Annotated in this window: 14 protein-coding genes; 12 read left to right on the plus strand and 2 right to left on the minus strand. The window is 59.2% G+C overall.

All coding sequences use genetic code 11. The features are described 5' to 3' along the window. Window positions 1-22 precede the first annotated feature (22 nt). Both groES and EDC30_RS11045 read right to left on the minus strand, forming a co-directional pair. Window positions 23-313, minus strand: a complete 291-nt coding sequence (gene groES / locus EDC30_RS11040; RefSeq protein ID WP_132258898.1) for a co-chaperone GroES — start codon at window positions 311-313, stop codon at window positions 23-25. Window positions 314-824: 511 nt separating this feature from the next. Further along, complete coding sequence (locus EDC30_RS11045; protein ID WP_132258899.1) at window positions 825-1,994, minus strand: iron-containing alcohol dehydrogenase; 1,170 nt, start codon at window positions 1,992-1,994, stop codon at window positions 825-827. Between EDC30_RS11045 and EDC30_RS11050 the strand changes: the two genes are divergently transcribed. The 12 genes from EDC30_RS11050 to EDC30_RS11105 all read left to right on the plus strand — a co-directional run bounded on the left by EDC30_RS11050 (window position 1,993) and on the right by EDC30_RS11105 (window position 15,427). Further along, entirely contained in the window at window positions 1,993-2,343 is a 351-nt protein-coding gene (locus EDC30_RS11050) for a hypothetical protein (RefSeq protein WP_132258900.1), read from the plus strand. The two genes, EDC30_RS11045 and EDC30_RS11050, sit on opposite strands and share 2 nt — an antisense overlap. 203 nt (window positions 2,344-2,546) lie before the next feature. Continuing rightward, window positions 2,547-3,473, plus strand: a complete 927-nt coding sequence (locus EDC30_RS11055) for a thiamine pyrophosphate-dependent dehydrogenase E1 component subunit alpha (RefSeq protein WP_132259020.1) — start codon at window positions 2,547-2,549, stop codon at window positions 3,471-3,473. Between the two features lies 1 nt (window position 3,474). After that, window positions 3,475-4,449 (plus strand): alpha-ketoacid dehydrogenase subunit beta, encoded by a 975-nt coding sequence (locus EDC30_RS11060; RefSeq protein WP_132258901.1) that lies wholly within the window; start codon window positions 3,475-3,477, stop codon window positions 4,447-4,449. Window positions 4,450-4,469: 20 nt separating this feature from the next. Further along, window positions 4,470-5,258 carry an enoyl-CoA hydratase/isomerase family protein gene (locus EDC30_RS11065; protein WP_132258902.1) on the plus strand — a complete coding sequence of 263 codons (789 nt, stop codon included), beginning with the start codon at window positions 4,470-4,472 and terminating at the stop codon, window positions 5,256-5,258. Between the two features lie 2 nt (window positions 5,259-5,260). Beyond that, window positions 5,261-6,490, plus strand: coding sequence for a dihydrolipoamide acetyltransferase family protein (locus EDC30_RS11070; protein WP_132258903.1), 1,230 nt, complete (start codon window positions 5,261-5,263; stop codon window positions 6,488-6,490). An 18-nt stretch (window positions 6,491-6,508) separates the two neighbouring features. Beyond that, complete coding sequence (locus EDC30_RS11075; protein WP_132258904.1) at window positions 6,509-7,681, plus strand: acyl-CoA dehydrogenase family protein; 1,173 nt, start codon at window positions 6,509-6,511, stop codon at window positions 7,679-7,681. 73 nt (window positions 7,682-7,754) lie between these two features. Next, complete coding sequence (locus EDC30_RS11080) at window positions 7,755-9,257, plus strand: long-chain-fatty-acid--CoA ligase (protein WP_132258905.1); 1,503 nt, start codon at window positions 7,755-7,757, stop codon at window positions 9,255-9,257. Between the two features lie 59 nt (window positions 9,258-9,316). Continuing rightward, complete coding sequence (locus EDC30_RS11085) at window positions 9,317-10,702, plus strand: MmgE/PrpD family protein (RefSeq protein ID WP_243656734.1); 1,386 nt, start codon at window positions 9,317-9,319, stop codon at window positions 10,700-10,702. Between the two features lie 63 nt (window positions 10,703-10,765). Next, window positions 10,766-11,959, plus strand: coding sequence for an ABC transporter substrate-binding protein (locus EDC30_RS11090; RefSeq protein WP_132259021.1), 1,194 nt, complete (start codon window positions 10,766-10,768; stop codon window positions 11,957-11,959). Window positions 11,960-12,022: 63 nt separating this feature from the next. Next, window positions 12,023-12,907, plus strand: a complete 885-nt coding sequence (locus EDC30_RS11095) for a branched-chain amino acid ABC transporter permease (protein ID WP_132258907.1) — start codon at window positions 12,023-12,025, stop codon at window positions 12,905-12,907. 5 nt (window positions 12,908-12,912) lie between these two features. Next, the gene (locus tag EDC30_RS11100) at window positions 12,913-14,718 is read left to right on the plus strand and encodes a branched-chain amino acid ABC transporter ATP-binding protein/permease (RefSeq protein ID WP_132258908.1); all 1,806 of its coding nucleotides are present in this window, start codon (window positions 12,913-12,915) and stop codon (window positions 14,716-14,718) included. Beyond that, entirely contained in the window at window positions 14,711-15,427 is a 717-nt protein-coding gene (locus EDC30_RS11105; RefSeq protein WP_132258909.1) for an ABC transporter ATP-binding protein, read from the plus strand. The genes EDC30_RS11100 and EDC30_RS11105 overlap by 8 nt, the downstream gene beginning before the upstream one ends. Window positions 15,428-15,430 lie beyond the last annotated feature (3 nt).

Consider the following 15,430-nt stretch of genomic DNA (forward strand, 5'->3'; position numbering starts at 1 on the left):
TTTGTATGGGATCCGATGAAAATTACTTCTGGACGATCGCCATGATGTCTTCTTCGCGCATGACCAGCACTTCCTGGCCTTCGACCTTGACGGTCTGGCCAGAGTATTTGCCGAACAGAACGCGGTCGCCGACTTTCACATCCAGCGGACGGACCTTGCCGTCTTCCAGGATCTTGCCATTGCCGACGGCCAGCACTTCGCCTTGATCAGGCTTTTCTGCGGCGGCTTCAGGCAGGACGATGCCGGACGCAGTCTTGGTTTCCTGGTCCAGACGCTTGACGATGACGCGATCGTGCAAAGGACGAAGGTTCATACAAACTCCTTTAAATTCAGTTGGTTACGATGGTTTTTGCAGGTATGCCACAAGCGGCGAACGTCACGGCCTTACCTGCACAATGAAAAAGTTGGTAGGCCAAGGAAGCGTTGTTAGCACTCTCCCTTAACGAGTGCTAAGTATATGGGCGGGTAATCCTTTTTTCAAGTCAAGAAGTAGCGGTTTATGCATGCCGGGTTGGTAATTGCCTGTCGGATGTCGCTTAAGTCTGAACTTTATTCACTTAAGTCTGCACCCTTGAACGGGGCATCCTGATTTGTACGTAATATGGACGTACGACTGGCAATAGTCTTGCTCGTAAGAATTTACTTATCGCTAGCTAGTTGCTAGTTATATGCGTTGAAGAGCAAAAAAGACATTTTCAGCTCATCTTGCTTATCGCCGCTAATCCGTGGGGCGTTTTAAATCATCTGCAGGCCATAATGTGCCAAGGGCTTCGCCTGTGTCCAACAGGTGAAGCCCTAAGCTTAGGCCTTTGAAGTTAAGTTAATCACCAGGCAAGTTCAAGGATTTCATGAATGTCTGCCTCCGACGTAATCGGACGGGGATTACTCCGTACCATCATGTTCTGCATCGCACCTCTGGCGATGGCATCAAAATGTGAACGATCGACGCCAACGTCGCGCAAACGGGAAGGCTGGCCGAGCGCGGCAACGAGATCGGCGACTGCCTGTGCCGCGTCGCCATCGTCACGCCCCATCGCGCGAGCAACCAGGGCCTGTCGCTGTGCGTTATTCGCGCGGTTCCAGATCAGGACGCTCGGCAGCATCACGCATGAGCAATGTCCGTGCAGCACGTTGGCCACAGCGCCGAGCTGATGTCCAATGCCATGGCTTGCGCCCCATTCCACCCGGCCGAGACCCGTAGAGGCAAGCCACACTCCCAGTTGACTCTCCAGCCTGGCGTCAAGATTGTCGGGCGAAACATGATTGGTTTGCAGGGATTTCGATAGCATCGACAGGCCATGCAGACAGGTGCCGTCAGTGAATGGCTGGGGACTGCGCGAACAAATCGTCTCGACGGCGTGGTCGACGGCACGGATTCCAGTGGATAACCAGAGATCAGCAGGCGTATGCACAGTCACCGCTGCGTCCAGAATCACCACCTGCGCGCCGATGAATCTGCCATGGTAGAGATCCTTGACTTGACGCGTGTGGTCGGTCGCACCACCGAGACTGGAAAATTCCGCTCCTGATAGCGTGGTCGGCACAATGATCTGCCGTAGCGGGGGATCCTTAACTACAGGGACAATCCGCTTGCCATCCTCGCCGACCCTGATACGGACCCGGTCGAAGCCTTCGATACTGCGAATGTCTTCGGCCAACACCAGGAGCATTACCTTGACAGTGTCGATCGGGGTGCCGCCACCTATCGTCACGATCAGGTCCGGCTGCAGACGCCGCACTTCGGCAGCCAGGGCCAGCACCGATTCGCGCGGCACATGCTCGACACATTCGTCGAACAGGCCTACACATCGCTCGCCCAGTGCATCCCTGACTCTGGTTATGACGTCGGTCTTGCGGCTGAGCGTTTTGCTTGCAACGATCATCAGCCGTTTCTTTTCAAGCTTGCCTGCTGTTTCAAGCACGGCTTCATGCGCCGGCCGGCCGAAAATGACGCGATCCTGCGCCAAAAAATCATAAGTCCCGGATATGGTCATGCTTGCTCCTTTTTCTGATGAAGTTGGCGTCGCCCTATGGGTGGCGATCGAAGCCAACTTCATTTGTCTCCATTGTTCCCACAAAAGCAGCATTTTCTGTGGGTCTTTATTTGTGTTGACCTGGCTGATCAAACTTATGGTCCGTCAGATATTAAGGAGCTTAATCACCGGCCGTCAAGCAATTTATCTGAGTGAAAGGAAAATATACTGGCGGGTAAAAATAAATATATTTTCCGCGTTGATTTATGCTGCGACGAAACGTGTAGCTATCCACGTTGATGCACTAATAAAAAGGCGAGGCACATCCGGTTTATCTGTCTTTATGCTGCAATGCATGAATAATCAATAGCTTGCGATTGGTTGAAAAATGTCAAGAAGTCGCTTGACTATTCAAGATTTTCTCAAGTACTCTGCATTGAACAGTGAGTATTTTTATTAACTCATGAGTAGAAAATAGAATTGTGGATCCGCTTGGGAACCAGAATTGACTTGAAGGAGAGCACGGTGGCAGGCGTAATCAGTGAAGAAGAGCAATTGGAAATTTACCGGCGGATGTGTACCATCCGCGCCGTCGAGCTGAGACTCGGGCGGCTGTTCGCTGACGGCGAGGTGCCTGGATTTATCCATCTGAGCGTTGGGCAGGAAGCGGTGGCGACGGCGCTCGGCGTAGTGCTGCGCAAGGATGATACGGTCGCCTCGACCCATCGCGGTCATGGTCATGCGCTGGCCAAGGGCGTGGGCCTGAACGATTTCTTTCTGGAGTTGATGGCCAAGGAAGAGGGGATCTGCAAGGGACGTGGCGGTTCGATGCACGTCGCCGACCTGTCGATTGGCATGCTGGGCGCCAATGCGATTGTGGGCGCGAGCATCCCGATTGCATTGGGCAGCGCGCTGGCCCATCAGGTTCGCAAGACGGACGCCATTGCCGTCGCCTTCTTTGGCGATGGCGCCATGGCCGAAGGCGTGCTGCACGAGAGCATGAACATGGCGTCATTGTGGAAGCTGCCGCTGCTGTTCGTATGCGAAAACAATGGCTGGGCCGAATTCTCGCCGACTAGTAAGCAGTTTGTCGCGCCCCTGGACAAGCTGGCGTCGGCTTTCTCGATCCCGCACGTCAAGGTAGGCGGCAATGACGTCATGGATGTCATTGATGCGGCCCGTGCCGCCGTGGAGCGGATCCGCTCCGGCGCCGGACCGCAGGTCATCGAATGCATCACCCATCGCTGGCGCGGTCACTATGAGGGCGATCCGCAGAAGTACCGTTCCAGCGACGAACTGGCCGGACTTGGCGAGCATGATCCGCTGGTCCGTTACGAAGCCAGCCTGCTCAAGCAGGGCGTGGCCGCCAGCGCCGTCGAGACGATCCGGCAAGAAATCGAGGAACTGGTCGAACAGGCGGTTGCCAATGCGCGCAACGGCCGCAGCCCGGACTGGAACGCTGCAGTCGGCGATGTCTATACCAACATGGAGGCGAACTGAAATGGCCGAACTGAGATTTGCACACGCCATCAACCGTGCCCTGGCCGAATGCATGGAAGAAGATCCCTCTGTATTCGTGTTTGGCGAGGATGTGGCCGAGGCGGGCGGGCCGTTCGGTGTTACGAGGGGCTTGCATGCCCGCTTTGGCGAAGACCGTATTCGCGATACGCCGATTTCCGAGTCATCCATGGCCAATGCCGCCGTCGGCGCGGCGTTAAGCGGATTGAAGCCGGTCCTGGAAATCATGTTCATGGATTTCATGACCTTCGCGATGGATGCCCTGGTCAATCAGGCGGCTAAGGCGCGCTACATGTTTGGCGGGCAGGCTTCGGTGCCGATGGTGGTGCGTACGCCGCATGGCGGCGGCATCAGTGCCGGGCCTCAGCATTCGCAGTGTCTGGAAGCGTGGTTTGCGCATGTGCCAGGCCTGAAAGTGGTATGCCCGAGCAATCCGGCGGATGCGTATGGACTGATGAAGGCAGCCATCCACGATCCAGACCCGGTGGTGTTCGTCGAAAACAAGGCGCTTTATGCCATGAAGGGCGAGCTGGCGGATGACGCCGGCGCAATCCCGATCGGCAAGGCCAGGCTGGTACGGGCCGGCAAGGACGTCACCATCGTTACCTATGGTGCAACGGTCGCCAAGACCGAGCGCGCCGCCGCAACCCTGGCAGAGCAGGGACTCGACGTCGAAGTGCTGGATTTGCGCAGCATTCAGCCCTGGGACGAGGCTGCGGTGCTGGAGTCGCTATCTCGCACCCATCGCCTGCTGATCGTGCACGAAGCGGTCGAGGCGTTCGGGGTTGGCGCAGAAATCGCCGCCCGCATGGCCGACATCGGCTTTGACGAACTGGATGCGCCGATCATGCGCGTTGCCGCCCCCTTTGTCCCCGTGCCGTTTGCACCTAGCCTGGAGCGGCAGTACCAGCCCGGAGAAGAACACATCATCGCAGCAGTGCACAAGCTCTGCGCCTAAATAACAATGGAGACCCAATCATGACCGAACGTAGTCTTGTTCTAACCGAAGTGCGTGACAATATCGGCATTCTCACGATCAACCGGCCCGAAGTACATAACGCGCTGAGCACGCCGCTGCTGCTCGAACTCGAACAGGCCCTGCTGCAATTCGAACGCGATTCGCAAGTGCACGTGATCGTGGTGACCGGCGCCGGCGACAAGGCATTTGTGGCAGGCGGCGATCTGTCGGAGATGACGGCGCGCCAGGGCATTGCCCATTACGAGGAATTTGGTGAAGACATTCACCGGGTCATGCGCCGCTTTGAAGCCTGTGACAAGCCAACCATTGCTGCTGTCAATGGCTGGGCCCTGGGCGGCGGCACCGAGCTGCTGCTGTCGCTCGATATTCGCCTGCTGGCCGAGACGGCCCAGCTGGCCCTGCCGGAAATCGGCCTGGGATTGTTTCCCGGTGCCGGCGGTAGCCAGCGCATCATCCGCCAGATTGCGCCGTGCTTTGCCAAGGAATTGATGTTTGTCGGCGAGCGCATCAGCGCGCAGGAAGCGGTGCGCATGGGCTTGGCCAACCGCGTCGTGGCCAAGGAGCGACTGCTGGATGAGGCGCTGGAACTGGCGGGCAAGATTGCGCGCAAGTCGCCGTTGGTCCTGAAGCTGCTCAAGCGCACCTTGCGCGATGGCGCTGAAATGCCGCTGACCGCGGCGCTGGCACATGAGCAAGCCATGATCGGCCTGGTATTCGATACGGCTGATGCACACGAGGGGATGTCGGCATTCCTCGAAAAGCGCCAAGCCAAATTCAGCGGGCGTTGATGATGAGCGGCATGAATGATCTGCTGATGCCCAAGCTCGGTCTGACCATGACCGAAGGGCTGGTGGCCGAGTGGTGCGTGGCGCCTGGCGCCAGCGTCAAGCAAGGCGATGTCATCTTTGTGGTGGAAACCGAAAAGGTTGCCAACGAAATCACCGCCGACGCCGATGGCGTGATGGGCGAGATCCTGGTTCCCGTTGGGGAGACGGTGCCTGTCGGCGCCGTCGTGGCGCGCTGGACCGGCCCCGGCCAGCGCACGTCGTCGGAAACCGCCGCAGCGGCGCCTGCTGCAGAATCAAAGCCCGTGTCTCTGCCGCCGCAAGCGGTAGCGGCGCCAGCCACCTCTGGCGGACGGATTGTGGCGACGCCGCTGGCGCGCCGTCAGGCCGAGGAACTGGGCGTGGCCCTGCAAACCGTGCAGGGCAGCGGGCCGCATGGCCGTATCAAGGCCGCCGACGTGCGCGCCGCGGTGGCAAACAGAAAGGAAGCTGCGCCTGCGGCCTTGCCGGCGCAGCAAACGGCTATCGCGCCGGCCGCCGAGCGCGCACCTGCCAGCAGCCTGGTGCAGGCTATGGCGCGGCGCATGGTGGAGGCCAAGCAGAACACGCCGCATTTCTATCTGTCCGCCGAAGCGGAAGTGAGCGAATTGCTTGCCCTGCGCGCGCGTCTCAATGCTCAGCAAGGGCAGGTAAAGCTCACGCTCAATCACTTCATCGTTGCCGCAGTGGCGCGCGCCCTGGAAGCTTTGCCGCAACAGAACCGGATCTGGGACGGCGGCGACGTGGTGCAGTTCCGTACGATTGAAGTGGGCGTCGCCGTGTCGACCGAGCGCGGCCTGATGGCGCCGGTATTGCATGACCTGGGCGGCTGCAGCCTCGACGAGATCGCCCGGCGGGCCGACCAGCTGGTGCAGCGCGTGCGTGACGGCAAGGCGTCGCGTGAAGACATGCAGGGGGGCGCAATCACCGTCTCCAACGCCGGCATGTTCAATGTGAATTACATGACGCCGATCATCAACCCGCCGCAGTCGGCCATTCTCGGCGTCGGCAGCATCCGCGACGTGTTTCGTCCGGATGCAAATGGCGCGCCAGTGCTGAAGCGCGAGATGGGCCTGGTGCTGGCAGGCGACCACCGCCTGCACGACGGCACCAGCGGCCTGCAATTCCTCAATCGCGTCATCGGCTTCCTGCAAGACCCCTACCTCCTGCTGCGCAGCGGAACCGCTGTTAAATAAACCATACAGGCGAACACCATGGACTTTTCACTGAACGAAGAACAAAAGATGATGATCGAAACCGCCCGCAAGGTGGGTGAGGAATTCGGTCTCGAATATTGGGCAGAGCAGGATCGTAACAAGGCATTTCCCAAGGAATGCTGGCAAGCGATCTGCGAGGCCGGGCTGGTCGGTGCGGCGCTGCCGGAAGAATTTGGCGGCTCTGGGCTGGGCATGTTCGAGCTGGCATTGATCATCGAAGAACTTGCAGCCGGCGGCGGTGGCGCCACTTTGGGACAACTGTTCATGATCAATCCGATCTTCGGCGGGGTCTCGCTATCGAAGTTCGGCAATGCCGCCATGAAGGCGGAGCTGCTGCCACGCCTGGTGGCAGGTGACTTGAATTTCTGCATGGCGCTGACTGAGCCGGATGCCGGCACTAACAGCCTGGCGCTGAAGACCATGGCCACGGCCGATGGCGATGGCTGGCGCCTGAATGGCCAGAAAATCTGGATTACCGCGGTGGACTCTGCCGAAAAGATGCTGGTGATCGCACGTACCCAGAAGCCGGAGGAAGTGGCGCGGCCCATCCAGGGCATTTCCATGTTCATGATCGACGTCAAGCGGGCCGGATTGTCCTTCACGCCGATTGACAAGATGGGGACGCATACACTGAGCTCCTGCTCCGTGTTTTTCGATAATGTACGCATCGAGCCGCACGAGCTGATCGGGACGCTGCATAACGGCTTCAAGGAATTGCTGGACGTCCTTAACACTGAACGCATCGTGACGACTGCCGGCATGGTGGGTGCCGGCCGCCTTGCCACCCGGCTGGCGGTGGATTACGCCAAGGAGCGCAAGATATTCGGCAAGACGCCGATTGGCGCCTATCAGGGTTTGCAATTCCCGCTGGCGCAGTCGCACGCCGAGCTGGAATGCGCCCGCCTCATGAACCTGAAGGCCGCGACCCAATGCGATCTGGGCCAGCCCTATGGCACCGAAGCCAATATGGCCAAGCTGATCGGTTCCCAGGCCGCCCTCCATGCCATCGAGCGCAGCGCGCAGACCATGGGCGGCATGGGCTATTCAAAGGAATACCACGTCGAGCGCCTGTGGCGCGACGCCCGGCTGTTCAAGGTCGCGCCGATTTCCGAAGAGATGATCCTGAATTACATTGCCATCCATGACTTGGGATTGCCGAAGTCGTACTAAGGCATAGCCTGCAATATAAGAATACCGGGCGGGCCGGCAAGATCAAGGCCACGCTGGTAGAAGGAGACAAAAGATGCTCAACTTGAGCGCACTAATCAGGTACCACGCCATCGTGGCGCCACAGCGGCCGGCAGTTATTTATCAGGACAAGACCATTTCCTATGGCGAGTTCCATGACCGCATCCGCAAAACAGCGGCATTTCTTCAATCCAGGGGAATTGGTCCGGGCGACGTCGTCGGCATGTTCCTGAAAAATAGTCCGGCATTTCTCGATATCGCATTCGCCGCCAGCTATATGGGCGCGGTCTTCCTGCCGATTAATTACCGCCTGGCGCCGGCGGAAGCCGACTTCATCCTGAAAGATGCCAAGGCCAAGCTGCTGTTCGTGGACGAGGAATTCACGGCAATGCAGGCACTGGATATCGACAAGGTCGTGCTCGCTGCGCCGCATCAGGAAAACTTCAGCGGTCAGGCCGCTGCCGGCTTGCCGATCCCGGAGCCGGTGGTGCGTGGCCCCGAGGATCTGGTAAGGCTGATGTACACCTCGGGAACCACCTCGCGGCCCAAGGGGGTGATGCACACCTACGGCAATATCTCCTGGAAATCCATCGATCATATGACCGTTCTCGGGATCGGCCGGGAAGACCGCTTGCTCGTGGTGGGGCCTTTGTACCACGTGGGCGCATTCGATTTGCCCGGAATCGCAGTCCTGTGGGCAGGCGGGGTCCTGTGCGTGCATCGGGAATTCGATCCGGAGGCGGCGCTTGCGGCCATCGAGCGGCACCGGCTGACCTGTGGCTGGATGGCGCCGGTAATGTTGAGCCGCACTCTGGCAGTCGAGCGGCCGGAGCGCTTCGATCTTTCCTCGTTCCGCTGGTGCATCGGCGGCGGCGAGAAGACGCCGGAATCGCGCATCCGCGATTTCACCCGTGTGTTCAGCGCCGGCCGCTACATCGATGGCTTCGGCATGACCGAAACCTGCAGCGGCGATACGCTCATGGAAGCCGGATGGGAGCTGAAGAAAATCGGTTCCACCGGCCGCGCCATGCCGCACGTCGAAATCCGCATCACTGATGACGCGGGCAACAGCCTGCCGCCGAATGTCGACGGCGAGATCTGCATCCGTGGTCCGAAAGTCACCAAAGGCTACTGGAACGCCCCGGAAAAAACCGCCGAGAGCTTTTACGGTGATTGGCTGCGCACCGGTGACATCGGGCATCTGGACGAGGATGGCTTCCTGTTCCTGACCGATCGCGCCAAGGACATGATCCTCTCTGGTGCGGAGAATGTCGCGTCGTGCGAAGTCGAAAACGTGATCTATCAAATGCCCGAAGTCGCCGAGGCTGCCGTGATTGGCGCTCCCGATGAGAAGTGGGGCGAGCGCGTGGTCGCGGTCGTGGTGCTCAAGGACGGCGCGAAACTCACGTATGAAGCGCTTGCCGCCCACTGTCGTCAGCACCTGGCCGGTTTCAAGGTGCCAAAGGAGTTGATCCTGGCTGCTGAGCTGCCGCGCAATCCTTCCGGAAAAGTCCTCAAGCGGCGCTTGCGGGACGAGTACCAAAGCTTGAAAACGTAGTCTTGTAAAAAAATTCGCTGCACACAGCGCCACAGGAGACGATGAAAATGACGACGAACATGACTGGAATATTCGCCCGGTTTGTATCCGGGCTGACGATGGAGACGATCCCGGCGGAAGTAATCGAAAAGACCCGAGCCTGCATCCTCAACGGTTACGGGATCGCACTGGGATCGCATACGACCGCTTTCTTTCCGGTGGCGGCCCGCTCCGTGCTGATGCTCGATGGCGTACGTGAAAAGGGCGCCACGCTGCTGCGTGACGGGCGCAAGACGAGCGCAGCAGGCGCCGCGCTTGCCAACGCCGCGTTATTTCACGGCAGGGCGCAGGAGGATACCTGCGGCGTGGCGCATTTCGGCGCCATCCTGCTTCCTTTGCTGACCGCCCTGATCGAAAACGGCGAAGGTGAGGTTGCCGACTTCATTCCCGCCCTCGTGGCCGGCTACGAAGTGGGCGGCGCACTCGAGTCGGCCTATTCGCCGCAAACCACGGCCGCCGGATTGCGCGCTACTCCCCTTTACGGAACGATTGCCGCTGCCGCTGCGGTCGCCAGACTGTGGAAACTCGATGTTGATCAGACTGGCGCGGCCCTGGCCAATGCCGCTTCGTTTTCCGGCGGCATATTGCAGTCGTTCGGCGACGGCACGGATGAATGGCGCTACCAGGTCGGGATTGCCGGCCGCAATGGCTTGACTGCGGCAGCGCTGGCATTGCAAGGCTCGGTTTCGGCTGCAAATGCTTTCGAAGGCCGCGCCGGATTCGTCCGTGCGTTCGTGCGCACCGACTGCGATGTTGAACACTTCCAGGAAAAGCTCGGCCGCGAATGGTCTGTCATGAAAGTGACCTTCAAGCCCTATCCGGTCTGTGCCTTGAACCAGACGCCGGTGAATGCGGCATTGCGCCTGCGCGAAAGAATCCAGGCACCGCTGCAAAGCGTCAAGTCGGTAAAAATTTATCTCAACCCGACCGTGGTCGGTTATGCCGGGATGAATACACGCGGCCCATTCAAAAGCGTTTCAGGAACGCTCATGAGTATTCAGTATTGCGTCGCCACGACTCTGCTTAATGGTGTCCCGACAGTGGCGCAGATGAGCAAGTTCGATGACTCGGATATCAATGCATTCATGTCGCGGGTGACGCCGGTTGCGGATGCGTCGCTTGGCTTGCTGGCCTGCCGCATCGAGGTGGAAGTTGAGGGGCAAGCCGCGCCGCTCATCGAGGAATTCCAGGCTGACCATGCGACGTACAGCTATGACCGCGCCGGCGTTTCCCGACTCATCCGGCAAATTGGTGAAGAGACCGGCGTCGCTGCGCAGTCGTACGCGTGTCTTGAAAAGTTTGTTGAAGAATTGCCTCGCGCCGATTTGAACGATGTGCTGAATGCATTTCGGCCAATTCAGCGTCCGGTCGATGCTGTCGCAGGTCGCGCCATTGGGGCGCAGTAGTGTTGAATCGATGTAACTATAAACGAAGGAGACAAAATCATGAAATGGCGCATCAACTCTAAAATGGCAGTGCTGATGGCAGCGATGTCCGCTGCCTCGATGGTGGCATCCGTATCGTTTGCCGCCGATACCATCAAGATCGGCATGACTTCGGCGCTGACCGGTCCCTACAATGAATTTGGCGAAGGCAACCGTCGTGCCGTGGAACTCGCGGTCGAACAGTGGAATGCCAAGGGTGGAATCAACGGCAAGAAAATCGAGATTGCCTTGCTGCTCGATGACCAGCTCAATCCGGATCGGGCAGTGCAGAACATGCGCCGCATCCTGGACGACAAGAGCATCGTCGGCATCATCGGGCCGGCCGGCAGCGGCCCGACGCTGGCGGTGATCGACATGGTGCAGGCCGATGGCCGTCCCTACATGAACCCGATCGCCCAGACGCCGGTCATTACCTATCCTGGCGACGTTCCCGGCGCCAAGCCGCGTCCGAACGTGTTTTCTTTTGCCTTGCAAAACGATGTGGAATCGGTCGCGATGGGCGAATACCTGGCGAAGAACTTCAAGCGTATCGGCGTCATTCATGAAAGCACCGCCTATGGCGTGACCGGCATTGAATACCTGAGCAAGGCGATCGAGAAGAACGGCGGCAGCAAGCCGATTGCGGTCGATTCCTATAACCAGGGCGCCCAGGATATGACTGCGCAGGTGGCGCGATTGAGCCGTGCCAATGTCGACGTCATTGCCGCAATCGGTCTGGGCAAGGACCTTGCCGTGCTGCGCAGGACCATGGCCCGCCTGAATGTCAAGGCGCCGCTGGTGGCGGCAAATGGCGCGCTGGGACAACCCTATCAGGAAGGCGCGGGCGACCTCACCGTCGGCACGCTGGGGACCATGATCGGCGCCTATGCCAATCCGATGCGTGAGGCGACTGCGGAATTTGCCAAGACCTATAAAGCCAAGTACGGCACCGACCGCTGGTGGGGTAACGATCCGCAGAATCCCCAGCTGTTCATGGCGATTTCCGTTTCGAACGGCTATGACGCTGCCAATATCCTGTTCGAGGGCATCCGTCGTGCCAACTCGACCAACCCCAAGGATATTATTTCGAGCATCGAATCCATCAAGGGCTACCAGGGCGTCAACGCTGTCTACTCCTTCTCGAAGGATAAGCATCATGGCGTTGAAAGTGACGCCGTGCGCGTGTTCAAGTACGAGAAGGAAGGCAATGCCGTGAAACTGAAGCCGGTTGCCCGCTGAGCATGCGACAAGGCCGGCCGGCAAATGCCGGCCGGCTGACTTGAACATTGTGGAAGGTGCTGTATGGATTTTTTCATTCAAATGGTGGTTTCCGGCCTGAGCGTCGGGGCAGTCTATGCGCTGGTTGCCCTCGGGCTCAATCTGACATTCTGGACCACAAAGGTCCTGAACTTCGGCCAGGGCGCAGTCATGATGGCGGCGGCCATGGTCACTGCAATGCTGGTCTCCAGGGGCGTCAGCATACTGGTCGCCATCGGCGTATCGCTCGCGGTCGCGGCGCTGATCCTGTTTGTCGTCGAGCTCGTCGCAGTCAGCCCGATGCGAAAGCTCACCGGAAGCATGGGTTGGGTGGTGTCCACGCTGGGCGTCGGGATTTTTTTGCAAGGGCTCGCCAGCTGGCTGTTTGGCACCCAAGCAGTGGCCTTCCCGGATGTTCTGTTCAGTAGCGCAGATACGGTCGAGTTATTTGGAGCCTATATCTCCGTGCAGTACATCGCTGTTTTTGTCATCTGCGTGCTTATCGTCGGTTTGATGGAATTGTTTTTGCGCCGTTCGATCTGGGGCTTCGGCGTCATGGCGGTGGCGCATGACCGCGAACTGGCTTCGTTGCTGGGTATTCCGGTTCGCCGCGTCGTGATCGGGTCTTTCCTGGTCAGCGGTTTGCTCGCCGGGATCGCCGGCATTCTGGTCTCGCAAGTCTCGGGCACGGTTGACCCGAATTTCGGCATGCACCTGCTTATCCTGTCTTTCGTCGCTGCTGTCGTCGGCGGCATGGGCAGCGCCGCGGGGGCGCTGGTTGGCGGCCTTGCGCTGGGCATCATGGAAAAACTGGTCGGCGGCTACGTTACACCCGCTGCGGCCGAAATGGTGGCATTTGTTCTGCTGGTCGGCGCATTGACTATTCGTCCGCAGGGCCTGTTTGGTAAACGCGAAACGGTTAAGGTGTGATCTTCATGAAAAAACTGGTAGAACTGATCACGAATACGTGGGTGCTGGGCGCGCTCGCCATGGCATTTGCAATTGGCGCAAGTTTCGCCGATACCGGCACGGTGCAGATGTGGAGCTTCGTCCTGATCAATATCTTGCTGGCGCAAAGCATCAATCTGCTGACTGGTATTACGGGACAAATTTCACTGGGCCACGCAGGTTTCTTTGCCATTGGCGCGTATGTTTGCGCCGCGGTCTTGAAAACCTGGGGCATTCCTTTTCCTATAGTTTTCGTGGTGGCCATCGCGGCAACTGCGGCGGTAGGGTACGTTCTGGCAATCCCCGCCGGCAGGGTGCGTGAATTTTATCTCGCCATGATGTCCCTTGCATTCGGTCTCATTATCTATGAACTTGCGCGCGAATGGCGCGGCGTCACCGGCGGCATCATGGGGATGCGAGGCATTCCCTCGTCGCAGATTGGCACCCTTACCCTGTTCGGCTGGACCGTCGACACCGTGTGGTACTTCCGGATCATCCTGGTGGCGCTGCTGGGCGTGATGCTTGCCTTGCGCAATTTCGTCAAAAGCCATTTCGGCCGCGCCTTTTACGCTGTGCATGTCAGCGAGATCGCCGCGGGAACGCTGGGCATTTCGCAAAGCGCAACGAAACGTGCCGCCTATGCCATCAGTGGCGGCATCGCCGGCCTGGCCGGCGCGTTCTATGCGCCCCTGGTGGGCTACCTTACGCCGGAGAGCTTCGGCATGATGCGTTCCGTCGAGGTGCTCGTGATGTCGATCGTCGGCGGGCTCGGCTCTCTGACCGGGCAAGTCCTTGGCGCCGTCGTGTTCACCTATTTGCCGCAAAAGCTCCAGGCTTTCAATGACTATCAGTACATGGCTTACGGCCTGATCCTGGTGTTTGTCTTTACCTTGCTGCCAAAAGGCCTCGCGGGGCTTCTCAAAACCAGAACCCGCTACTGCAAGTTCGAGCAGTCGGATCTCGGGCAGGGGAGCGAAGTTGCAACACCATTGACTCGCCGCGATGTGCAAGGCAAAGCAGAACCGCTGATTCGGATCCAGGACGTGACCATGGAATTCGACGGCTTGCGCGCACTCAAGGGCGTATCGCTTGAGCTTCGCCGCGGCACGGTTACCGCTCTGGTCGGCCCGAATGGTTCCGGCAAGAGTACTTTGGTGAACGTCATCAGTGGTATCTACAAGCCTACCTCCGGGCATATCTGGTTCAATAACCAGGATATCGGCGGCTGGCCATCGTTCCGAGTGGCGCAGGCCGGCCTCACGCGGACCTTCCAGGACCCGCGCAACGTGCCAAGCTTCACCGTTCGCGAGAATATCCTGATGGGCGCCAATCGGCTGTATCAGCATGGCGCCGTCAGCGCAGCTGTCAACACGGGGGCGGCGCAAGCCGAAGAAATGCAGTTTTTGCGGCGGGTGAACGCCTTGCTGGAGATATCCGGCCTGGCAATGCATGCAGACGACATCATCGGTGACCTGCCGTATGGCATTCAGCGCCTTGCCGAAGTGGCACGCGCACTGGCGAGCGATCCCGAATTGCTCATGCTCGATGAACCGGCTGCAGGGCTTTCTGAACAGGAAGCCGAGCAGCTGATCAAGCTCATCCGCATGGCGCAGGATAACGGCGTGGCAGTCATGGTGATCGATCACCACATGGATTTCCTGGCGGGTCTGGTCAATGAAGTGGTCGTGTTCGAGGCCGGGGAAGAGATTTACCGAGGGGATATGGAAGGGATGCGCTCGAACAGCGCGGTAATCGAAGCCTATCTGGGCGCTGAGGAGGCCTGCCATGCTTGAGGTACGTAATTTGCAAGTTGCCTATGGGGCGATCGAGGCGGTGCGGGGCGTGTCGTTGACGGCGCGTCCCGGCCATATCACCGCGCTGATCGGCGCGAACGGCGCCGGGAAGTCTTCTCTGATGCGCGCCATTTCAGGCGTGACGCGGCCGCGCTCAGGGGAAATTCTGCTGGACGGCCGCGATATCACCCGCATTCCGCCGCACGAGCGTGCCCGCATGGGCATTGCGCATGCGATGGAGGGCCGCCGCATCCTGCATCAGCACACCGTGGACGAGAACCTGACCACAGCCTGGCACTTTCGCAAGCCCCAAGGCAGTTTCAAGGCGGCCCGCGATGCGGTATTCGCGCACTTCCCGATTCTGGCGGAACGCGCGAATGCCAAGGCGGGGACCCTGAGCGGCGGGCAGCAGCAAATGCTGATCCTGTCCATGGCGACCATGCATGCGCCGCGCCTGGTGATACTCGACGAGCCTTCGCTGGGACTGGCCCCGATTATCGTTACCCAGATATTCGAGTTCATCAAGGAGTATTGCAGCGCGGGTGAGCGGGCGATTTTGATCAGCGAGCAGATGGCAAACCTGGCCCTGAAAGTCGCTGACTACGGATATGTGCTCAAGCATGGCCAGCTGGCATTTAAGGGTGACAGTAAAACCTTGCAGGAAGGCGGACTTGCGGGCTTGTCGAGTGCCTATCTTGGCGGCTCCTGAATC

It is taken from the genome of Paucimonas lemoignei, from assembly GCF_004342585.1.
Lineage (GTDB): Bacteria > Pseudomonadota > Gammaproteobacteria > Burkholderiales > Burkholderiaceae_D > Paucimonas > Paucimonas lemoignei.